Source organism: Streptomyces pathocidini (genome assembly GCF_001418495.1).
GTDB lineage: Bacteria > Actinomycetota > Actinomycetes > Streptomycetales > Streptomycetaceae > Streptomyces > Streptomyces pathocidini.
Map to the genome: position 1 here is coordinate 1 of NZ_LIQY01000381.1, position 21,595 is coordinate 21,595.

19 protein-coding genes are annotated in these 21,595 nt (G+C 69.3%); 5 read left to right on the forward strand and 14 right to left on the reverse strand.

Going from position 1 to position 21,595, the window contains the following annotated elements:
• Positions 1 to 1,575, reverse strand: a 1,575-nt coding sequence (locus AOK16_RS18025; protein WP_055473283.1) for a glycerol-3-phosphate dehydrogenase/oxidase, incomplete at its 3' end; no start/stop codon positions are given.
• 198 nt (positions 1,576 to 1,773) lie between these two features.
• Here AOK16_RS18025 and AOK16_RS18030 point away from each other — a divergent pair.
• Positions 1,774 to 3,033 carry a nucleotide sugar dehydrogenase gene (locus tag AOK16_RS18030; RefSeq protein WP_055473266.1) on the forward strand — a complete coding sequence of 420 codons (1,260 nt, stop codon included), beginning with the start codon at positions 1,774 to 1,776 and terminating at the stop codon, positions 3,031 to 3,033.
• A gap of 59 nt (positions 3,034 to 3,092) precedes the next feature.
• On the opposite strand, the gene manB is transcribed toward AOK16_RS18030, so the two are convergent.
• The 7 genes from manB to AOK16_RS18065 form a co-directional block, all read right to left on the reverse strand.
• The gene (gene manB / locus AOK16_RS18035; RefSeq protein WP_055473267.1) at positions 3,093 to 4,214 is read right to left on the reverse strand and encodes a mannose-1-phosphate guanylyltransferase; all 1,122 of its coding nucleotides are present in this window, start codon (positions 4,212 to 4,214) and stop codon (positions 3,093 to 3,095) included.
• A gap of 54 nt (positions 4,215 to 4,268) precedes the next feature.
• Complete coding sequence (locus tag AOK16_RS18040) at positions 4,269 to 5,510, reverse strand: glycoside hydrolase family 113 (protein WP_055473268.1); 1,242 nt, start codon at positions 5,508 to 5,510, stop codon at positions 4,269 to 4,271.
• A 22-nt stretch (positions 5,511 to 5,532) separates the two neighbouring features.
• A complete protein-coding gene (locus AOK16_RS18045; RefSeq protein ID WP_240483630.1) occupies positions 5,533 to 6,930 on the reverse strand; it encodes a glycosyltransferase family 2 protein in 1,398 nt (465 codons plus the stop codon).
• Between the two features lie 389 nt (positions 6,931 to 7,319).
• A complete protein-coding gene (locus tag AOK16_RS18050) occupies positions 7,320 to 8,444 on the reverse strand; it encodes a GuaB3 family IMP dehydrogenase-related protein (protein ID WP_055473270.1) in 1,125 nt (374 codons plus the stop codon).
• 107 nt (positions 8,445 to 8,551) lie between these two features.
• On the reverse strand, positions 8,552 to 10,054 hold the full coding sequence (gene guaB, locus AOK16_RS18055) for an IMP dehydrogenase (RefSeq protein ID WP_055473271.1): 1,503 nt from the start codon (positions 10,052 to 10,054) through the stop codon (positions 8,552 to 8,554).
• Positions 10,055 to 10,238: 184 nt separating this feature from the next.
• Positions 10,239 to 10,841, reverse strand: a complete 603-nt coding sequence (locus AOK16_RS18060) for a sigma-70 family RNA polymerase sigma factor (RefSeq protein WP_055473272.1) — start codon at positions 10,839 to 10,841, stop codon at positions 10,239 to 10,241.
• A 257-nt stretch (positions 10,842 to 11,098) separates the two neighbouring features.
• The gene (locus tag AOK16_RS18065; protein WP_003948568.1) at positions 11,099 to 11,710 is read right to left on the reverse strand and encodes a response regulator transcription factor; all 612 of its coding nucleotides are present in this window, start codon (positions 11,708 to 11,710) and stop codon (positions 11,099 to 11,101) included.
• A gap of 401 nt (positions 11,711 to 12,111) precedes the next feature.
• Between AOK16_RS18065 and AOK16_RS18070 the strand changes: the two genes are divergently transcribed.
• The gene (locus AOK16_RS18070; protein ID WP_055473273.1) at positions 12,112 to 12,420 is read left to right on the forward strand and encodes a WhiB family transcriptional regulator; all 309 of its coding nucleotides are present in this window, start codon (positions 12,112 to 12,114) and stop codon (positions 12,418 to 12,420) included.
• Positions 12,421 to 12,525: 105 nt separating this feature from the next.
• On the opposite strand, the gene AOK16_RS18075 is transcribed toward AOK16_RS18070, so the two are convergent.
• Positions 12,526 to 13,464: a LysR family transcriptional regulator gene (locus AOK16_RS18075; protein WP_055473274.1), complete on the reverse strand. Its 939-nt coding sequence runs from the start codon at positions 13,462 to 13,464 to the stop codon at positions 12,526 to 12,528.
• A 78-nt stretch (positions 13,465 to 13,542) separates the two neighbouring features.
• On the opposite strand from AOK16_RS18075, the gene AOK16_RS18080 reads away from it, so the two are divergent.
• From AOK16_RS18080 to AOK16_RS18090, 3 genes are all read left to right on the forward strand, one after another.
• Positions 13,543 to 14,226, forward strand: a complete 684-nt coding sequence (locus AOK16_RS18080) for an MOSC domain-containing protein (RefSeq protein ID WP_055473275.1) — start codon at positions 13,543 to 13,545, stop codon at positions 14,224 to 14,226.
• Positions 14,227 to 14,256: 30 nt separating this feature from the next.
• Positions 14,257 to 15,030, forward strand: a complete 774-nt coding sequence (locus tag AOK16_RS18085; protein WP_055473276.1) for an SDR family NAD(P)-dependent oxidoreductase — start codon at positions 14,257 to 14,259, stop codon at positions 15,028 to 15,030.
• Positions 15,031 to 15,104: 74 nt separating this feature from the next.
• Positions 15,105 to 15,803, forward strand: a complete 699-nt coding sequence (locus tag AOK16_RS18090) for an ester cyclase (protein ID WP_055473277.1) — start codon at positions 15,105 to 15,107, stop codon at positions 15,801 to 15,803.
• A gap of 96 nt (positions 15,804 to 15,899) precedes the next feature.
• Here the strand turns inward: AOK16_RS18090 and groL are convergent, their stop codons facing one another.
• From groL to AOK16_RS18115, 5 genes are all read right to left on the reverse strand, one after another.
• Complete coding sequence (gene groL / locus AOK16_RS18095; protein WP_055473278.1) at positions 15,900 to 17,525, reverse strand: chaperonin GroEL; 1,626 nt, start codon at positions 17,523 to 17,525, stop codon at positions 15,900 to 15,902.
• Positions 17,526 to 17,623: 98 nt separating this feature from the next.
• A complete protein-coding gene (groES, locus tag AOK16_RS18100) occupies positions 17,624 to 17,932 on the reverse strand; it encodes a co-chaperone GroES (protein ID WP_055473279.1) in 309 nt (102 codons plus the stop codon).
• A 224-nt stretch (positions 17,933 to 18,156) separates the two neighbouring features.
• Positions 18,157 to 19,446 (reverse strand): tyrosine-type recombinase/integrase, encoded by a 1,290-nt coding sequence (locus AOK16_RS18105; protein WP_055473280.1) that lies wholly within the window; start codon positions 19,444 to 19,446, stop codon positions 18,157 to 18,159.
• Between the two features lie 75 nt (positions 19,447 to 19,521).
• Positions 19,522 to 19,794, reverse strand: a complete 273-nt coding sequence (locus tag AOK16_RS18110) for a helix-turn-helix domain-containing protein (RefSeq protein ID WP_055473281.1) — start codon at positions 19,792 to 19,794, stop codon at positions 19,522 to 19,524.
• 62 nt (positions 19,795 to 19,856) lie between these two features.
• On the reverse strand, positions 19,857 to 21,167 hold the full coding sequence (locus tag AOK16_RS18115) for a DNA primase family protein (protein WP_240483631.1): 1,311 nt from the start codon (positions 21,165 to 21,167) through the stop codon (positions 19,857 to 19,859).
• Positions 21,168 to 21,595 lie beyond the last annotated feature (428 nt).

The window sequence follows — 21,595 nt, forward strand, 5'->3', positions numbered from 1 at the left end:
GTCCCAGCCCAGCACCGGCGCCATCAGCTCCGCGCACTCCCGCGCGGACCGCGTCCCCCGGTCGAAGGTCTCGATCGAGATGCGGGTACGGCGCGTCAGCACGTCGTCCAGATGGCGCGCGCCCTCGTGCGAGGCCGCGTACACGATCTCGGCGCGCAGGTAGTCGTCCGCGTGCGCGAGCGGCTCACCGAGCCCCGGGTCGTGCTCCACCAGCTCCAGCAGCTCCTCGGTCAGCGACCCGTACCGGTTGAGCAGATGCTCGACCCGCGCCACGTGCAGCCCCGTGCGGGCGGCGATGCGCGCCCGCGCGTTCCACAGCGCCTTGTAGCCCTCCGCGCCCACCAGCGGCACGTCCTCGGTGACGCAGTCCGCGACCCGCTGGTCGAGCCCGTGGACGGCGGCGTCCACCGCGTCCTTGGCCATCACGCGGTACGTCGTGTACTTGCCGCCCGCGATCACCACGAGCCCCGGTACGGGGTGCGCGACCGTGTGCTCGCGCGACAGCTTGCTGGTGGCCTCCGACTCGCCCGCCAGCAGCGGCCGCAGCCCCGCGTACACGCCCTCCACGTCGTCCCGCGTCAGCGGCACCGCGAGCACCGAGTTGACGTGCTCCAGCAGGTAGTCGATGTCCGCGCTGGAGGCCGCGGGGTGCGCCTTGTCGAGGTCCCAGTCGGTGTCGGTGGTGCCCACGATCCAGTGCCGCCCCCACGGGATCACGAACAGCACGCTCTTCTCGGTCCGCAGGATCAGCCCGGTCGCCGAGTGGATCCGGTCCTTGGGCACGACGAGGTGGATGCCCTTGGAGGCGCGTACGTGGAACTGGCCGCGCTCGCCGATCAGCGCCTGGGTGTCGTCCGTCCACACCCCGGTCGCGTTGACGATCTGCTTGGCCCGGATCTCGTACTCCCCGCCCCCCTCGACGTCCTGCACCCGGGCGCCGACCACGCGCTCGCCCTCGCGCAGGAAGCCGATGACCCGCGCCCGGTTGGCGGCCTCCGCGCCGTAGGCGACGGCGGTGCGGACGAGGGTGGTGACGTAGCGCGCGTCGTCCATCTGCGCGTCGTAGTACTGCAGGGCCCCGACCAGCGCGTCCCGCTTCAGACAGGGCGCCACCCGCAGCGCGTTCCGCCGCGAGAGGTGGCGGTGCGTCGGCAGACCGCGGCCGTGACCGGAGGAGACGGACATGCTGTCGTAGAGCGCCACGCCGGACCCGGCGTACCAGCGCTCCCAGCCCTTGTGCTGGAGCGGGTAGAGGAACGGCACCGGCTTGACCAGGTGCGGGGCCAGCCGCGACAGCAGCAGCCCGCGCTCCTTGAGCGCCTCCCGTACGAGCGCGAAGTCCAGCATCTCCAGATAGCGCAGCCCGCCGTGGATGAGTTTGCTCGACCGGCTGGAGGTGCCGGACGCCCAGTCGCGGGCCTCCACGATCCCGGTGGACAGCCCTCGGGTCGCCGCGTCGAGCGCGGTGCCCGCACCGACGACGCCCGCTCCCACGACCAGAATATCCAGCTCGTGTTCCGCCATTCGGGCGAGCGACGCTCCGCGCTCCGCCGGTCCCAGTGTCGCTGTCCTCACCGCTGCCTCCCGTTGTGGTCCGGGTCGCTCCTGCCCGCGTTGCTGGATTCTCACCGCCTCGCGGGTCCGCAACCCCCCTGTGCCCGCCTGGGCAACACCGATGCCTCCACCATCAGCCAATACTCAATATCAGTCATATGTGTGCTTAGCCTTACATAGAGCCTCAAAAGATTGTCCCGGGAAGGACGGCCACCAGCCATGCCCGCAGACCTCGCCGTCATCGGACTCGGACACCTCGGCCTCCCCCTCGCCCAGGCCGCCACCGCCGCCGGCATCCCCACCATCGGCTTCGACCCCGACGCCTGGGCCGTCGCCGAGCTGCGCGCGGGCCGTCCCCCGGTGGACGGCTCGCTCACCGCCGCCGAGATCCGCCGCATGCTCTCCGGCGGCTTCCGCGCCACCACAGACCCGGCCGAGCTGGGCCGGGTCCGCACGGCCGTGATCTGCGTGCCCACCCCGCTCGGCGAGGACCATGCGCTGGACCTGACGGCGGTCGGCGAGGCGGCTCGCGCGCTGGCCGCCCGGCTGCGCCCGCGGGCGACCGTCATCCTGGAGTCGACCGCCTACCCCGGCACCACCGAGGAGTTCCTCCGTCCGATCCTGGAGTCCTCGGGCCTGCTGGCGGGCCGCGACTTCCACCTCGCGTACTCCCCCAGCCGCCTGGACCCCGGCAACCGCCGCTTCGGCTACGCCAACACCCCCAAGGTGATCGGCGGTCTGACCCCCGCCTGCACCGAGGCCGCGGCGGCCTTCTACGGGCGTCTCACCGACCGCGTCGTGCGCGCGCGCGGCCCGCGCGAGGCCGAGGCGGTCAAGGTGCTGGAGACCAACTACCGGCACGTGAACATCGCACTCGTCAACGAGATGGCGGTCTTCTGTCACGACATCGGCGTCGACCTGTGGGACGTGGTGCGCTGCGCCGAGACCAAGCCGTTCGGCTTCCAGGCCTTCCGCCCTGGCCCCGGGGTCGGCGGCCACGCGGCCCCCATCGACCCCAACTACCTGTCGTACAAGGGCCGTTCGCTGGGGTATCCGCTGCGGATGGTGGAGCTGGCGCAGGAGGTCAACGGCCGCATGCCGCGCTATGTGATCCAGCGCTGCGCGACCCTCCTCAACGAGCACGGCAAGTCCGCGCGCGGGGCCCGCGTCCTGCTGCTGGGCGTCACGTACAAGCCGGACATCGGCGACCAGGAGGGCTCCCCGGCCCGCGAGATCGCCTCCCGGTTGATGGAGATGGGCGCCCAGCTGAGCTACCACGACCCGTACGTCCCGCAGTGGACCGTCCTCGACCGCCCTATCCCCCGCGCCGACTCCCTCTACGAGGCCGCCTCGGCCGCCGACCTCACCCTCCTCCTCCAGCACCACCGCACCTACGACCTCCAGGGCCTGGCCGTGAAGGCCCAACTCCTCCTGGACGCCCGGGGCGCTACCCCCGCGGGAGCCGCGCACCGGCTGTGAGCCGGCGCAGCGGGCGGGATGCGTTCAGCGGCACCCTTTGCCACTACGCCTGCCGCTAGCTACGCCGCAGGCGGTGCGAAGGCGCGCGCTGTGCACGGTGCGGTCTCGGCGGACATCCGGACACCCCCGGGGGGCAACTCCACTCCGCAGCCGATCCGGATGCCCGACGGAAGCTCGCTGTCTGCGCCGATCCTCGCCTTTTCGCCGACGACCACGGAGTCGAGGCTGCTCCCCGACCCGACCTCGGCGAAGCGGCCCAGCACGGAGCGGCGGATGTCGGCATGTGCACCGACAGAGGCACCGGGCAGCACCACGCTGCCCTCGATCACGGCTCCCACACCGACCCTGGCCCCCTCACCAACCACCGTGCCGCCGCTCAGTACGGCGCCGGCGTCGACCTGCGCTCCAGGCAGCACCAGGGCATCACCGACAGGGCCCGGCAAGGCCGGGGAATCGACCCGGCCGCGGACCAGGTCGGCAGAACCCTGGATGAAGGCCGCGGGGGTGCCGAGGTCGAGCCAGTAGTCACCGTCCAGCACCCCCCGCAGGTACGCACCACTGGCAACGAGCTCTGGGAAGACCTCGCGTTCCACGGACACCGCGCGGCCGGGCGGGATGCGGTCGATGACCGAGCGGGTGAACACGTAGCAGCCCGCGTTGACCTGGGCCGCGCCGATCGGCCCCGAGGCATCCGGCTTCTCCAGGAAGTCCAGGATCCGGCCGTCGGCGTCCGTCGACACCAGACCGAACGCACGCGGATCGGGGACCCGGGTCAGATGAAGGGTCACATCCGCCCCGGACTCCCGGTGCCCCTCACGCAGCCCTGCGATGTCCAGGTCGGAAAGGATGTCGCCATTGAAGATCAGTACGGGCTCATTGCCCTTGCTCCGCAGCTTCTCGGCAGCACCCCGAATGGCACCGCCGGTACCAAGCGGCTCGTCCTCCACCACGTAATCCAGTTCAAGCCCCAGCCCGGACCCGTCGCCGAACTCCGCCGCGAACATCTCCGCGCGATAGGACGTCGCAAACACCACGCGGGTGACGCCGGCAGCTGCCGCGCGCGCCAACTGGTGGGTGAGGAAGGGGACTCCCGCGACTGGAAGCAGGGGCTTGGGGGTGTGGCTGGTCAGGGGGCGGAGCCGGGCGCCCTGGCCGCCTACGAGAAGAATCGCTTCAGTCATTTCATGTCGTCCATGTATCGCGCGTAGTGATGAATTCTTTCAGGGGCGGTAAATTCACTGCTCGGCAGCTTCCCCCGGGCCCTCATATTCCGAATTAAAGCATTCCTTGACAGCCGCCTCCGTCTTCGGGCGGCCGGCGAAGTTCAACCGGGAATCCACAGTGTCATTGGGGGCGACTCGAGGGTCGTCCTCAAAGGAAACCGACCACCAGTAGACACCGGCCATCTGCCGCTCCTGGACCACACGGCACACGGCCGTGTACCAGTTGGCCTGCACATCCGGGTTGACCGGCCCCTTGGCGTAGGCATCGCCCGGCGCATGATAAGCGCCGTCCCTGGCTCCGATTCCGGCCTCGGACAGAAGGACTCCGGGCAAGTCCCCTTGGGATTTTTTGTTCAGCCAGGTGTGCCACCCCTCGACGAGCCGATCGACCGAAGCCCCGTCCGATACCTTGATGGGGAAATACGCGTCGACACCCAAGTGCCTGACCGGAACATCAATGTGCCCGGCTACGTAGTTGTCCCAGTTCGCGTCGTACTCGATCTCACCGGAGTAGAGTCCCTCGGCCGAGGTGACCAGAGCATCCCAGCCCGGGTCGCCCTCCATGGAGTTGAGCTCGGTCCCGATCGCGAAGGTAGCGACACCCACTTCTTCGGCGATCTCGAGATAGGGTGAAAGGAAATCCTGGTACGAGGTGAACCAAGCCGCCCTGTCCGCCGGTTCGATATTTCCGCGCCACCCCTTGGGCGGATTCAGCGCCTGTTCGTCCATGATGGGGCGCAACGTCGTACGCAACCCGGCCTCCCGGAATACGTTCAGCACCCGCGTCGTCCTCGCAGGGGAGGGGGTCATGGCACCAGCGGTGATTTCTGTCGAAGAAATTCCACCGGTGTAGAACGGGAACGACAGAGAAACCGAGTTCGCGCCGAGGTCGACAAGGTAATCGGCGTGCTTGCGCGCCTGCTTGGCAATAAAGTCGACCGACCACTTCTGGTTGTCCTCCCAGTAGATCTGCACGCCCCACTGCGGCGCCCCCGGCTGCCAGACCTTACTGACCTTCTTGGTCACTTCCCGATTTTCGTTGTTTTTCTTAGGTGGACTGCTGCTTCGATCCGGCTTCGGAGCGGCCGCCGCACTCGGCGGGCTTTCCTCACTACCACCAAGGAAAAGTCCGGGAAGTAGCGATCCGGGCTTCCAGCGCACCAGGTGATCCCCGAAAACAAGAGGGACCACAACGACGACGGCGAGAACCATACTGGGAAATACCGCGAGCAGCGGCAGTCGCGAACGCTTCATCAGGTTCCTCAAATTTTCCGCGTCAGGCAGGCTTGGCGATCACGACGAACTTGTTCTCCTCGCGCCGGACGAACCTCAGGAAGCCCTTGAAGCCGCCGAGTCCTTCCAACACCGAGAAAACCGGGATGAGCGCGACCACGACGATCGGCTCCCACCACTTGCGGTGCCCCCTGGCCGAGGCGAGGGCGTTGAGTCGCAACCCCTCCCAATAAGTCCAGATCACATAGGCGAAATTGAGAGCCCACAGGATCACCACGGACTGGGCCAGAGGAGACGTGTTCAGGTCGCCTATCAGGAACCCAACGGCCAGCACCACGGCGATGTGCTGGAACGGCCCCAGGATCCACGTCACCACGCAGGCCGAGAGGAACCAGCGGTAGCGCAGCGGGATGGACCGGTTGAAGCACAGCGCGACGAGCCCCCAGGCCCAGCGCTCCCGCTGCTTGACGAAGTCCTTGGCGCTCGCCGGGGAAGCGCCGTAGCACCGCCCGTTGAACCAGTCACTGCGGCCTGGAAAGCGCTGGCAGAAGGTCAGCGCGAGCTGAGCGTCCTCGACGATCGCCTTGGGTCCGAAATCCCAGCCGATGGTTGCCTCGATCGAGGCCCTCAGCACCAACAGTTCACCGTGCACCCCGGCGGCGGGGGTGCCGAGCCCGGTGAGGGCCCGGAAGCGGGCTACGTCGTCGGCGGGGCGCACGGCGTCGGCAAGCCACGTGAACCGGTTGACCGCGTTCTCCCGCGGATAGGTCAGGATGCCTTGCGCCATGTGCTTGGCATGTGCGGGATCGGCTCTGCGCTGCCGATTGATGAACTGGGCGAGCGAGGCACCCGTATCGGGACCGACCCCTGTGTCGTCATCCATGTGCAGGACCCACACGTTGTCCAGGGCCTCCCCCTGGGCGATACGCAGATCATGCGCATAGTGGTTCGCGCGGGCTTTGAAACGGGTGCCATTGGGCGTCTGGTAGGCCTTCGGAACCGTCACTATCCGGACCGAGGGATGCGCCGCAGCCAGCTGGTCGATGTCCTCGGCGGCCTCGCAGCCCTCCTCGGTCAGCACATCGATCCTCAGATGCGGGAAGAACTCCGGGAGATGCTCCACGTACGAAAGGACAGACCGCTCGAGCGCCGGAAAGGTGTCATGGCGGCCGATCGTCGGCACGAGGACGATCAGGAAATCCTGTTCGGCAGGGGAGGGCGGGATCATGACCTCACTGCGGCGCACGCGCCGCCGGATCAGCAACGCACCCTGGATTCCCACCAGCACGCCCACCACCGGGAGCGACCAGACGATCGTGAGCACCCAACTCAGCGGTGAACTGGCAGGCTTGTAGGACCACAAGCCGAGGGCGAGCAGCAGAAGGAAAGGAAGCGTGAACGGCAGAATGCCCGGCTTCCAGTCGGCCGTGCGCTTCGCCAACCTTTCGCTATGACGAGAGCGAGACCGACCGCTATCGGCGATGCTCGGTGCCATGGCGGCTGAACCCTTTCGTGCCTAGGCGTTGCGTCGTCAGGCATCACAGGACGTGGCTCAGAGATGCGTCATCGCACAATGGCCGAGCCGTGAAGCCCCTCCGACTTGCGCATAGGCGCGGCCTGACGGAACACGCAGCGCCCTCTCGCAAGTTGACTCAGCCATTTCCTACCATGCCGCTTTCAACGATTCTGGAGGTATGGCATGAATAAGGACCGATGGAGCCCCCTAAAGAAAACACGGGAGATCTCCAAAGAGCCATGCACATCACCCCATGTCAAAGGGGCCCCAACCGCCTTTGCGGTGGGGCCCCTTGACATGTGCGCCGTCCTACGTCACCTGCTGTGGCGCGAGTCCGCGATCGTGACCTCGACCCGCTGGAACTCCTTGAGTTCGCTGTACCCGGTCGTCGCCATCGCCCGGCGCAGCGCGCCGAAGAAGTTCATCGAGCCGTCGGGGATGTGCGAGGGGCCGAGGAGGATCTCCTCGGTCGTGCCGACCGCGCCGAGGTTCATCCGCTTGCCGCGCGGCACCTCGTCGTGCACGGCCTCCATGCCCCAGTGGTGCCCGCGGCCCGGCGCGTCCGTGGCGCGGGCCAGCGGGGAGCCCATCATGACGGCGTCGGCGCCGCAGGCGATGGCCTTCGGCAGGTCGCCGGACCAGCCGACCCCGCCGTCGGCGATGACGTGCACATACCGCCCGCCGGACTCGTCCATGTAGTCCCGCCGGGCCGCCGCCACGTCGGCGACCGCGGTCGCCATCGGCACCTGGATGCCCAGCACGTTGCGGGTGGTGTGCGCGGCCCCGCCGCCGAAGCCCACCAGCACGCCCGCCGCGCCCGTACGCATCAGGTGCAGCGCCGCGGTGTACGTGGCGCAGCCGCCGACGATCACCGGCACGTCCAGCTCGTAGATGAACTGCTTGAGGTTGAGCGGCTCGGCGGCACCCGACACGTGCTCCGCGGAGACGGTGGTACCGCGGATCACGAAGATGTCGACGCCCGCGTCCACGACCGCCTTGGAGAACTGCGCGGTCCGCTGCGGCGACAGCGCGGCGGCGGTGACGACACCCGAGTCGCGCACCTCCTTGATGCGCTGGCCGATCAGCTCCTCCTTGATGGGGGCGGCGTAGATCTCCTGCATCCGGCGGGTGGCGGCGCGCTCGTCCAGCTCGGCGATCTCGGCGAGCAGCGGCTCCGGGTCCTCGTAACGCGTCCACAGGCCCTCGAGGTTGAGCACCCCGAGCCCGCCCAGCTCACCGATGCGGATCGCGGTCTGCGGGGAGACCACGGAGTCCATGGGGGCCGCGAGGAACGGCAGCTCGAAGCGGTAGGCGTCGATCTGCCAGGCGATCGAGACCTCCTTCGGGTCGCGGGTGCGCCGACTCGGCACGACGGCGATGTCGTCGAACGCGTACGCCCTGCGGCCGCGCTTGCCGCGCCCGATCTCGATCTCAGTCACGTGTGTGGCCCTTCCTTCAACGTCAGCGCTTACCAGTATCCCCGACCGGGCACCGCGAAGCCCGCGAGCCCCTGGGGCCCGCGGGCTTCGGAGAACACCCGGGAACGTTACCGGCGGTTGTAGTTCGGGGCTTCCGTCGTCATCTGGATGTCGTGCGGGTGGCTCTCCTTGAGCCCCGCCGCCGTGATCCGCACGAAGCGGCCCTTGTCCTTCAGCTCCGGCACGTCGGCCGAGCCCACGTAGCCCATCGAGGCGCGCAACCCGCCGACCAGCTGGTGGGCGACCGAGGCCAGCGGCCCGCGGTAGGGCACCTGGCCCTCGATGCCCTCGGGCACCAGCTTGTCCTCGGAGAGGACGTTGTCCTGGAAGTAGCGGTCCTTGGAATACGAGCGGGCCTGGCCGCGCGACTGCATCGCGCCCAGCGAGCCCATGCCCCGGTAGGACTTGAACTGCTTCCCGTTGATGAAGACCATCTCGCCCGGCGACTCCTCGCAGCCGGCCAGCAGGCTGCCCAGCATCACGGTGTCCGCACCCGCCGCGATCGCCTTGGCGATGTCACCGCTGAACTGCAGCCCGCCGTCGCCGATCAGCGGCACGCCCGCGGAACGGCACGCGCGCGCGGCCTCGTAGATCGCCGTCACCTGCGGCACGCCGATACCCGCGACCACGCGGGTGGTGCAGATCGAGCCGGGCCCCACGCCGACCTTCACGCCGTCCACGCCCGCGTCGATCAGCGCCTGCGCACCGTCGCGGGTGGCGACGTTGCCGCCGACGACATCGACGGCGATGTTGGACTTGACCTTGGCGATCATGTCGAGAATGCCGCGGCTGTGGCCGTGCGCGCTGTCCACGACCAGGAAGTCGGCCCCGGCCTCGACCAGCGCCTGCGCCCGCTCGTACGCCTCGTCGCCGACGCCGACCGCCGCGCCGACGACCAGCCGGCCCTCGGCGTCCTTGGCCGCGTTCGGGTACTTCTCGGCCTTCACGAAGTCCTTGACCGTGATGAGGCCCTTGAGCACCCCGGTCTCGTCGACCAGCGGCAGCTTTTCGATCTTGTGGCGGCGCAGCAGCTCCATGGCGTCCTCGCCGGAGATGCCGACCCTGCCGGTGACCAACGGCATCGGCGTCATGACCTCGCGGACCTGGCGGCTGCGGTCCATCTCGAAGGCCATGTCGCGGTTGGTCACGATGCCCAGCAGCTTGCCGGCCGCGTCCGTCACCGGGACGCCGCTGATGCGGAACTTGCCGCACAGCGCGTCGGCCTCGCGCAGCGTCGCGTCCGGGCGGACGGTGATCGGGTCCGTCACCATGCCGGACTCGGACCGCTTGACCAGGTCGACCTGGTTGGCCTGGTCCTCGACGGACAGGTTGCGGTGCAGCACGCCCGCGCCGCCCTGCCGCGCCATGGCGATGGCCATCCGGGCCTCGGTGACCTTGTCCATCGCGGCGGACAGCAGCGGGATGTTGACCCGCACGTTGCGGGAGATGCGGGACGAGGTGTCGACCGCGTTCGGCAGCACCTCGGAGGCGCCCGGCAGCAGCAGCACGTCGTCGTATGTCAGCCCGAGCATCGCGAACTTCTCGGGCATTCCGTCGACGTTGTCAGTCATGACACCTTCCCCAATGCTCTTGCCCCGGCGCGGACTCCCATGCTAACGGCCTCGACAGGTGTCCCAACCCACGAGCGCTGAGGCCCCGATCACTTGTACGTTCCTACGAGTACGAGTTCCTGCGAGCCCGGGAGTGTGCGTTCCTACGAGCCCGGGGAGCGCGCCGTCACCCGAGGCTCGCGGCCTACTGCTCGGCCAGCGCCCGCAGCCTGCTGAGCGCCCGGTGCTGGGCGACCCGTACCGCCCCGGGCGACATGCCGAGCATCTGCCCGGTCTCCTCGGCGGTCAGCCCGACCGCGACCCGCAGCAGCACCAGCTCGCGCTGGTGCTCGGGGAGGTTGGCGAGCAGCTTCCTGGCCCACTCGGCGTCGCTGCTGAGCAGCGCCCGCTCCTCGGGGCCCAGCGAGTCGTCCGGTTGCTCGGGCATCTCGTCGGAGGGCACGGCCGTACTACCGGGCCCGCGCATCGCCGCGCGCTGGAGGTCGGCGACCTTGTGCGCGGCGATCGCGAAGACGAAGGCCTCGAAGGGGCGCCCGGTGTCGCGGTAGCGCGGCAGCGCGCACAGCACCGCCAGGCACACCTCCTGCGCCAGGTCGTCCACGAAGTGCCGCGCGTCCCCCGGCAGTCGGGACAGCCGGGTGCGGCAGTAGCGGAGCGCGAGGGGGTGGACATGGGCCAGCAGGTCATGCGTGGCCCGCTCGTCCCCCTCGGCCGCGCGGTGGACGAGATCTCCGATCTCCCCCGGGCCACCGGCCGTGGGGGAGCCCAGGTTCTCGTCCTCGCGCATCGGTCCATGGTGCCTCGGCGGCAGACCATCCGGGCCACCGCGTCCGTACTTGTGCACCGAAGCGTTATGAGTGGGTGCGCCGGCAGTCACGTCCTGCACCCTCCCCCCGACCGAGCTGTCCCCGAGGAATACATACCTCCAAGGATGCGGCAGTCAGCGCGAAACGTGGACACCCCGGTCGGCGCCCGTCGGCCGCCCCGCCCGCGAGAGCACGGGCGGGGGCCCTCACTCCCCCGCTGCGAACCACCCGGAGCGGCCTAGCGGACCAGGCCCCAGCGGAATCCGAGCGCCACGGCGTGCGCCCGGTCCGAGGCGCCGAGCTTCTTGAACAGCCGCCGCGCGTGGGTCTTGACCGTGTCCTCGGACAGGAACAGCTCACGCCCGATCTCCGCGTTGGAGCGGCCGTGGCTCATACCCTCGAGCACCTGGATCTCGCGCGCCGTCAGGGTCGGCGCGGCGCCCATCTCGGCGGACCGCAGCCGGCGCGGCGCGAGCCGCCACGTCGGGTCGGCGAGCGCCTGTGTGACGGTGGCCCGCAGTTCGGCGCGCGAGGCGTCCTTGTGCAGGTAGCCGCGGGCACCGGCGGCGACCGCCAGCGCGACACCGTCGAGGTCCTCCGCGACGGTGAGCATGATGATCCGGGCGCCGGGGTCGGCGGAGAGCAACCGGCGCACGGTCTCGACACCGCCGAGCCCGGGCATCCGGACGTCCATCAAAATCAGGTCCGAGCGGTCGGCACCCCAGCGGCGGAGGACTTCCTCGCCGTTGGCGGCCGTCGTCACGCGCTCGACGCCGGGCACGGTCGCGACCGCGCGGCGGAGCGCCTCTCGGGCAAGCGGGGAGTCGTCGCAGACGAGGACGGATGTCATGGCCGTCCTCCGCAGCTGATGCGCGTCACCTTGAGCCTCCAGGCTGGTACGTATCGTCGTCACCTGAGGGGTCGACAGGCTCGGACACCTGCCCGAGTCTTTGATCCGTCAACCGCCTCCGCACTCTCAACGACGGTCACCCGAAAGAGTTACGGGGTTCCGTGACGACCTTCCGCACTCTACGTGAAGGGGCCGTCACCGAGGTGGTGCGGCACGCTCAACTGGCATACCCGCTCGTGACCAGGGCTTCCGTATGGAGCATGACCTATTTGGCCGCTTTTCTTCACATATGCCGGTGTCTGTCGCTAGATTCGCAATGAGTCATATTTACATCTACTTACACAGCAGATGTACGGTCGTGGGCACTGTGCTCCACCGGCAAAGCTCCGAGGGGATGAGCAATGGCAGACTTCTCCCGCCTTCCCGGCCCCAATGCCGACCTGTGGGACTGGCAGCTCCTGGCCGCATGCCGAGGGGTCGACAGCTCGCTGTTCTTCCATCCGGAGGGCGAGCGGGGCGCGGCCCGCAGCGCGCGCGAGACCTCGGCCAAAGAGGTCTGCATGCGGTGCCCGGTCCGCGCGGAGTGCGCCGCACACGCCCTCGCGGTGCGCGAACCGTATGGCGTCTGGGGCGGGTTGACCGAGGACGAGCGCGAGGAACTGATGGGGCGGGCCCGGCACCGGCTGATCGCCTCCACCACGACGAACTGACGAAACGTTTCTCCCGCTCCACTCCAGCCCTCGCGGCCTCCGGCCTGACCATGCCGCCGCAGTGCCGCTCGGACACCCGTCTCAGCGCCGGCTCCGACGCCCGCTTCAGCGCCGCGACGCGCTCGCCAGCCGCTCCAGCATGGCCTCGACCGCGGGCACGTGCGCCAGGTCCGGCAGTGTGAGAGCCACGATCTCCCGCCGCACCTCGGGCTCCACCTCCACCGTCACCGCGCCCTTCGCCCGTACGGCCTCCAGCGCCAGCTCGGGCAGCACGGCCACGCCCAGGCCCGCGCCGACCAGGCCGATCACCGCCGGGTAGTCGTCCGTCGCGAAGTCGATACGCGGGGTGAAGCCGGCGCTCTCGCACACCTCCACCAGATGCCGGCGGCAGCGCGGGCAGCCCGCGATCCAGGACTCCCCGGCCAGCTCCGCGATGCCGACCCGGTCGGCTCCGGCGAAGGCGTGCCCCTCGGGCAGGAGGCCGACGAGCCGGTCGGTGAGCAGCGGCCGGACGACCAGGCCCTCCCTGCCCCATGACTCCTCCGCGGGGGACGCCCCCACGGCGCTCAGCGGATCCGCGCCCCGAACTTCCGGATAGCGGAAGGCCAGTGCGATCTCGCAGTCCCCGGCGCGCAGCATCTCGACCGAGCGCGGCGGTTCGGCCTCGACGAGCGAGACGCGGGTGCCGGGGTGGGCGGCGCGCATCTCGGCCAGTGCGGTGGGCACGAGCGTGGAGCTGCCGCTGGGAAAGGAAACCAGCCGGACCCGGCCGGCGCGCAGGCCCGCGATGGCCGCGACCTCCTCCTCGGCCGCGGTCAGCCCGGCCAGAATGCCCGCGGCGTGCCGGACCAGGGCCTCGCCGGCCTGGGTGAGCCGCATCTCGCGGCCCGTGCGGATGAGCAGCGGGGTCCCCGCGGACTGCTCCAGCGCCTTCATCTGCTGGCTTACGGCCGGCTGCGTACAGCCCAGCTCGCGCGCGGCAGCCGAGAAGGAGCCGGTGGCCGCGACGGAGCGCAGCACGCGAAGGTGGCGGGCCTCGATCATGTCTCCACCATAAGCCGGGCTTTCATGTCGGGCGGAATTGCCGGGTATGCGACCGGTACCCCCTCTACGCTGCGGCGCATGCACCTTCTCTCCGTGAACCTCGGCCGGGCCACGCCCTCCGAGCACACCGACGCCCCCGACGGCACCGGTATCGACAAGCACCCCGCGGACGGTCCCGTACGCGTCGCGGCCCCCGGCCCCAAGGGCTCGGGCGGCAGCGCGCTGGCCGGGGACGCGGTGTGCGACCTGCGCCACCACGGCGGGAACGACCAGGCGGTCTACGCCTACGCGCGCGAGGATCTGGACGACTGGGAGCGGGAGTTGGGGCGCGAGCTGCGCAACGGCGTCTTCGGGGAGAACCTCACCACCTCCGGGCTGGACGTGAGCGGGGCGAAGATCGGGGAGCGCTGGCGGATCGGCCCCGACCTGGTGCTGGAGGTGACCTCGCCGCGCATCCCCTGCCGTACGTTCGCGGGCTGGCTGGGCGAGCGGGGCTGGGTGAAGCGGTTCGCGCAGGCGGCGGCGCCCGGCGCGTATCTGCGGGTGGTCGAGCCGGGCGGGATCCGGGCCGGGGATCCGGTGGAGATCGTGTACCGGCCGGACCACGAAGTGACGGTCGCGTTCCTCTTCCGCGCCGAGATGCTGGAGCCGGAGCTGCTGCCGCGCGTCCTCGCGGCGGGCGAGGCCCTGCACCCGGAGGCGCGGGCGAAGGCGCTGGCGCGTACGGGCGATCGTGGAAGGCAGGGCACGGCCGGGAGTTGAGGCCCGCGGCGGCCGCGCTAGCGTTCGCGCATGACGACTGCACTGATTACGGGAGCCACGGCCGGTATCGGGGCCGCGTTCGCGCGGCGGCTGGCGGCCGGCGGCCACAACCTCGTCCTCGTGGCCCGCGACGCCGAGCGGCTGCAGCGGCAGGCGACCGAGCTGCACGACCGGCACGGGATCGAGGCCGAGGTACTGCGGGCCGACCTCGCCGAGGACCAGGGGATCGCGGCGGTCGAGGCGCGGCTGGGCGAGCGTACGCACCCAGTGGACCTGCTGGTCAACAACGCGGGCTTCGGCAACAAGGGCCGGTATCTCGAGGTCTCGATGGCCGACGAGCTGCGGATGCTGAAGGTGCACTGCGAGGCCGTGCTGCGGTTGACCAGCGCGGTCACGCCCGGGATGCGGGAGCGGGGCCGCGGCGGGGTGGTGAACGTGGCGTCGGTGGCGGCGTTCGTGCCGCGCGGGACGTACGGCGCGAGCAAGGCGTGGGTCGTGCAGTTCACGCAGGGCGCGGCCCGGGACCTGGCGGGCTCCGGGGTGCGGCTGATGGCGCTGTGCCCGGGCTTCGTGCGGACGGAGTTCCACGAGCGGGCCGGGATGGGCACGGAGAGCGTCCCGGGCTGGATGTGGCTGGACGCGGACAAGGTGGTGGCCGCGGCGATGGAGGACCTGACCAAGGGCAAGTCGCTGTCCGTCCCGGACCCGCGCTACAAGGCGCTGATGGGCCTGACCAAGCTGGCGCCGCGGAGCGCGCTGGGCACCATCTCCTCGCGTACGGGGCGGCGCTTCGGCCCGAAGTGAGGCCGCCTCCCGGGGCCGCGACCCGCCACTAAAATGGGCAAAGGCCACGCGTTACGCAGGCCATGGGAGGCGTCATGACGTTCGTGCAGATCATCGACTGCAAGACGGGCAGGTTCGAGGACATGAACCGGCTCATGGACATCTGGGCCGAGCAGACGAGGGGCCGGCGGACGGCCACCCACGCGATGGTGGGCCGGGACCGCTCGGACGACGCGCACTACATCGAGATCATCGAGTTCCCGTCGTACGAGGACGCGATGCGCAACTCCAATCTCCCCGAGACGGACCGGACGTTCCAGGAGATCGTGGCGCTCTGCGACGAGATGCCGGTCTTCACGGACCTGGACGTGGTGCGGGAGGACGAGCTCAACAAGGCGGCGGCCCGGCGCTTCTTCGAGGACGTGGCGGGCCGCGGCGACCTGACCGCCATCGACGGGCTCTTCGCCCCCGGCTACCGGGACCACGACATCGGCAAGGAGCGGGACACCACGGTCGGCTCCGACGTGCTGCGGCGGGACGTGGCGGCCTGGCGCCACGCGTTCGCCTTCGACTTCCAGCTGGACAGCCAGCTCGCGGAGGGCGACGAGGTGGCCACCCGGTGGACCTGGCGGGGCACGCACCGCGGCGAGTTCATGGGCATCCCGCCCACCGGCCGGGAGTGCGCCATGACCGGGGTGACCGTGTTCCGGTTCCAGGACGGCCTGATCCAGGAGGGCTGGTGGAACTACGACATCCTGCGGCTGCTCCGCCAGCTGGACGCGGTCGAGATGTGACGCACGGGAGTCCCGTACGGGCGCCGTACGGGACGGGCCGAGGCCCGGTGCTCCCGCGACGGGAGCACCGGGCCTCGGTATGACGCGTGCCGGTGCTTAGTGGGCGTGGCCGTGGCCGTGGCCGGCGGCCTCGGCCGGCTCCTCTTCCTTCTTCTCCACCACGAGGGTCTCGGTGGTGAGCAGCAGGGAGGCGATGGAGGCGGCGTTCTCCAGCGCGGAGCGGGTGACCTTCACCGGGTCGATGACACCGGCCTTGACCAGGTCACCGTACTCGCCGGTCGCGGCGTTGAAGCCGTGGCCCTTCTCGAGCTCGGCCACCTTGGAGGTGATGACGTAGCCCTCAAGGCCGGCGTTCTCGGCGATCCAGCGCAGCGGCTCGACGACGGCGCGGCGGACGACGGCGACACCGGTAGCCTCGTCGCCGGCCTTGCCCAGGCCGTCCTCCAGCACCTTGGCGGCGTGGACGAGCGCGGAGCCGCCACCGGAGACGATGCCTTCCTCGACCGCGGCGCGGGTCGCGGAGATGGCGTCCTCCAGACGGTGCTTCTTCTCCTTGAGCTCGACCTCGGTCGCGGCGCCGACCTTGATGACGCACACGCCGCCGGCCAGCTTCGCGAGGCGCTCCTGGAGCTTCTCGCGGTCCCAGTCGGAGTCGGTGGCCTCGATCTCGGCCTTGATCTGCGCGACGCGGCCCTGGACCTCGTCGGACTTGCCGGCGCCGTCGACGATCGTGGTGTCGTCCTTGGTGACGGTCACGCGGCGGGCGGAGCCCAGCACCTCGAGGCCGACCTGGTCGAGCTTGAGGCCGACCTCCTCGGCGACGACGGTGCCGCCGGTGAGGGTGGCGATGTCGCCCAGCATGGCCTTGCGGCGGTCGCCGAAGCCGGGGGCCTTCACCGCGACGGCGTTGAAGGTGCCGCGGATCTTGTTGACGACCAGGGTGGACAGCGCCTCGCCGTCCACGTCCTCGGCGATGATCAGCAGCGGCTTGGAGGCGCCGGCCTGGATGACCTTCTCCAGCAGCGGCAGCAGGTCGGCGACGGCCGAGATCTTGCCCTGGGTGATGAGGATGTACGGGTCGTCGAGGACGGCCTCCATGCGCTCCTGGTCCGTCACGAAGTACGGCGACAGGTAGCCCTTGTCGAAGGCCATGCCCTCGGTGAAGTCCAGCTCGAGACCAAAGGTGTTGGACTCCTCGACGGTGATGACACCGTCCTTGCCGACCTTGTCCATGGCCTCGGCGATCAGCTCGCCGACCTGCTTGTCCTGGGCGGACAGCGCGGCCACGGCGGCGATGTCGGTCTTGGAGTCGATCGGGCGGGCGGTCGCGAGCAGCTCGTCGGAGACGGCCTTGACCGCGGCGTCGATGCCCTTCTTCAGGGCGGCCGGGGAGGCGCCCGCGGCGACGTTGCGCAGGCCCTCGCGGACCAGCGCCTGGGCCAGGACGGTCGCGGTGGTGGTGCCATCGCCCGCGATGTCGTTGGTCTTGGTCGCCACCTCCTTGACGAGCTGGGCGCCCAGGTTCTCGTAAGCGTCCTCGACCTCGACCTCGCGGGCGATGGTCACGCCGTCGTTGGTGATGGTGGGGGCGCCGAACTTCTTGTCGATGACGACGTTGCGGCCCCGGGGGCCGATCGTCACCTTCACGGTGTCGGCAAGCTTGTTGACGCCGCGCTCGAGGGCGCGACGGGCGTCCTCGTCGAACTTCAGGATCTTCGCCATGGGAGCTTCTCAAATCCTCTCGAACGAACTGCGCCCCGGGCACCCGGCATTCAATTCGCGGGGAGCCAGGGGCGCAGATCTACAAAGCAGTGGGTGAATTACTTCTCGATGATCGCGAGCACGTCGCGAGCCGAGAGGACGAGGTACTCCTCGCCGCTGTACTTCACCTCGGTGCCGCCGTACTTGCTGTAGAGCACGATGTCGCCGACGTTCACATCGAGCGGCAGGCGATTGCCGTTCTCGAAACGGCCCGGGCCCACGGCCAGGACGACGCCCTCCTGGGGCTTCTCCTTGGCGGTGTCCGGGATAACCAGGCCAGAGGCCGTGGTCTGCTCGGCGTCGAGCGGCTGGACCACTACACGGTCCTCGAGCGGCTTGATGGCAACCTTGGTGCTGGCGGTCGTCACGATCCGACCTCCCCCTTCGGAGATCTCACGGGGTTAACTGTCTGGGGTGGCGACCTGGTAGATCCGTCGTCGCGGGTGCCGGATCTGCCCGTCGCTTTTGGCTGGCACTCCCTGGTGGAGAGTGCCAAGCCTGAGACTATGACGGCGTTAGCACTCAGTCAACTAGAGTGCCAACGGACTGCTTGGCACCCCCACCAGCGCCTAAGCACCGGCGGGGGTCCAGTTCACGCCGCCTGGGCCGTCTCTGGGCCGTCTTCGCCCTGATCAGCCCCTCGGAAGAGCCTATCGACGGCCAGCCGAGTGCGGGTCTGGCTACTCGGCATCAGATGCGCGTATACCCGAAGCGTCAGAGCCGGATCGGCGTGTCCCAGGTACTCGCTCACGGCCCGGATGCTCTCCCCCGCGTCGAGAAGCACCGAGGCGTAGAAGTGCCGAAGCGCGTGCATCCCGTGCTCGCGGGCGGAGACGTGCCGCTTCCCTCGCTCCCGTGCCGGGATGACACCGGCGGCGACCAAGGCGGGCTTCCACGCATCGACGTTGAAGTTCTCCCGCCGCACCGCGGTTCGGCTCGGAGTGGTGAAGATCAGTCGGTGAGTGACAAGGGGCCCGTCCGGCTTCAGCCACGGCAGGGTCACCGCAGTGGGCTTGTGAGTGTCTGTGTGCGCTCGTACGGCGTCGGCCACTGAACGGGGCAGTGGGACGTCCCTCAGCTTGTCGCACTTGGGCGGGGCGAACACGGGCTTCCCCCGGACGAGTTTGACCTGTCGCACGACGCGAAGGGTCTCAGCCTCGAAGTCCAGGGCGTCCACCGCTGTGCCGAACACCTCTCCCTGTCGCAGGCCACATCCTGCGGCAAGGTCGACCATGGTGCGGAAGATCTCAGGCAGACCCGCACGCACTGCGAGCACCCTCTCAGCCGACCAGGGGACGAGCCGCTTCGCCTCGATGGACGGCGCCCGCACCGTCCCGGCATCGCAAGGGTTGCGGCTCAGGTGGCCGTCGTCCACGGCGGCTGACAGCAGTGCGCGGACGTTCGCGTAGATCGTGCGGCCGTACGAGCCAGCGACCCCGGCCTGTTCGAGGGTATGGACCCAATCTCGGATGTGTCCGGGCTGGAACGAGCCGAGCGGGCGCGATCCGAGGTACGGAAAAGCGTGCCGCCGTAGCCGCATTTCGACCATGTCGCGAGTGCTCACGTTGGTTGTCTGCGTGGCCAGCCACTTCTCCGCGTACTGGCGGAAGGTGAGACGCCCGGCGGCGGGGTCGATGTATTGGCCGCGCGACATGTCGGCTTCGATGTTGGATAGCCATGTCTCGGCAAGCCGCTTTTGGCCGTCGGGGAATGACTTGTTCTTCTCGGACCCGTCAGGACCGATGTAGCGGGCGCGGTAGCGCATGCCCTTGCCGTAGCGGTCGCTCCTGACGCGGCGAGGCTTGCCCTTGGCGTCGAGCACGGGCTTGCCCTTATCGTCGGTTTCGGTTTTGTACCAGCGGTCTTGGATGTGGCCTGCCATGCGGCGGGATCCCTTCTCTGCATGGAGAAGGGAGGGCCGCCGGGGCGGCCCTCCCTGGGGTGGTGCGCTGTGCCGTCAGGCGGCTTGCTGGTCGGCGTTCTTGAGTTGCGTGACGTAGGTGCGCAGGTCGGCGGGGTCGTAGCGCAGGTGCCTGCCGACACGGAAACCGGGTGGGCCGATGCGCTTCTTGCGCCACTGGTAGACGGTCTCGATTGGCACCCTGAAGATCTCGGCGATGTCGACGGGAGTGAGGTACCGGTCCGGGAGGCCACTCCGGAGGGTGGCCCGGGCGTCGGCCTGGACGGGTATCGCAGGGCTCACGGCGTCCTCCGCAAGTTGGAGCCACATTGCGTTGAGTCGTGACTCATCGCGACTCAAGGCGGCTTGGAGGGGTGTTGAGTCGCGATGAGTCACGACTCAGGCGAATGTGGGTGGGACTGGTTGAGGGTGATCCCGTTGTAGGTGGCCACCTGCTGGCCGTAGGCATCCCGGGGGCGTGTGCGGTTGAGCTGGGGGATGACGGAGAGCAGGTTGCGGCCGAAGACCTGTTTGGTGCCGGGGCGGACGTTGTTGTCCTCGGCCCACTCCCGCCAGACAGCCCACAGCGTGTCCACGGGAACGGCGCATGCAGGTCCGGTAGTGCAGCGTTCGCGGACGAATGCCGAGGTGGGGGATGAGGTGTCCTGCATGGTGGCGACCGCTTCCCGACTGCATACGGGCTCGGTGATCCGGCCTTTGGCTTCCAGGCGGGCGAGTCCGTCCAGGGCCCAGTTCAGGATTCCGGGCATTTCGGCGATGAGCCTGTCGAAGAGGGTGGGGTCTTCCTTGCCGAGCCAGGAGACGGTCATGTTGAGCACGACGAAGCGGCGGGCGATGACGCCGGAGGAGTCGCCGAAGTGCGGCAGCTCGTTGGAGAGGATCACCAGTCGTGTGGGCAGCTTGCCGGTCCACACTGCGCGGTACTTCCGGTCGATGTCGATGGTGTCCTCACCGGAGATGGTCAGCAGCCGTTCCACTACCTGGCTGTTGTCGTTGCCCGGAAGTCGGGCATCGGCGATGACCGCCAGCGGCTTGCCCACCAGCGTCGAGAGCCCGAAGTTCGTGCCCATCCCGGCAAGGGTGGGTCCGGCGAGGTTCTCCTTGCCGACCAGCTCTTTGAGTACGCGGGCGATGGTCCCTTTGCCGGACCGGGAGGGGCCGACCATGAGCAGGATTTTCTGCTGGTCGGTGCGACCGGATAGGACGTATCCGAACCACTCCTGAAGCGCTTGGATGGCGTCTGGGTCGTTGGGCCAGATCTCCCGGAGGAACCAGTGCCAGGTGGGAGCGGTGGCCTCGGGGTCGTAGTCGAAGGGGACCGAGACCAGGTTGAAGAAGCCGGGCTCGTGGGGGAGCAGCTCTCGGTCCCTGATCCTCAGGAGTCCGTTCTGGCAGGCCACGATCGGGGTGCCGTCATGCGCGCCCCCGTCCTGGTCGAGCCAGGCCGGGGCGTCCACTTCGGTGGGCAGGAGCGTGATGGCGCCCAGAGCGTCGAGCAGGTTGCCGATCTTCTGCTTCGTGGGTGCCCAGTCCCGCAGTTCCGGCTGCCCCTTCTTGCCCAGCGTGGTGTAGGCGGCGTGCTCCAGCCGCCGGTACATGGCCGCGCGCACTTGCTGCTCATCCAGCTCCCGCCAGCTGGCGCCGGTCCAGCGCATCCACGAGCCGCGCCAGCGTCGGCACACCAGGCGTCCGTCCTCGCTCTGCCAGTCCGGGAGGAGACAGCGTGCAACGGCCAACGGATTCGAGGGAGCGGGTAGTTCTTCCATGCTGTTCATGCGGCAGTCCTCCCTTCGACTGGGTTCAACACCGGGCACAGTGCGCGGTGTTGGGCGTGGATCTCCAGAAGCACGGCGATGGCGGCGCGGCCCATGGCGTGCTGGTCATGGCCACAGGCGCACCACGAGCGGCCAGAGGGGGCCGTCCGATTCGATGGCGCTGTGATGTGGAGCCACGCGATGGGGCGCCGCCCGTCCCCGTGGTGTGCGTTAGGACGACGTGCTGAAAGGACGCCTTCGGCGACGTCCTTCGGGTCGCCCATGGCCGCCAGGAGCAAGCCGGGTTCGGCGGGGCTGGGGCTTGTGGTGGTGGCGGGTTGGCCTTCCAAGCTGTC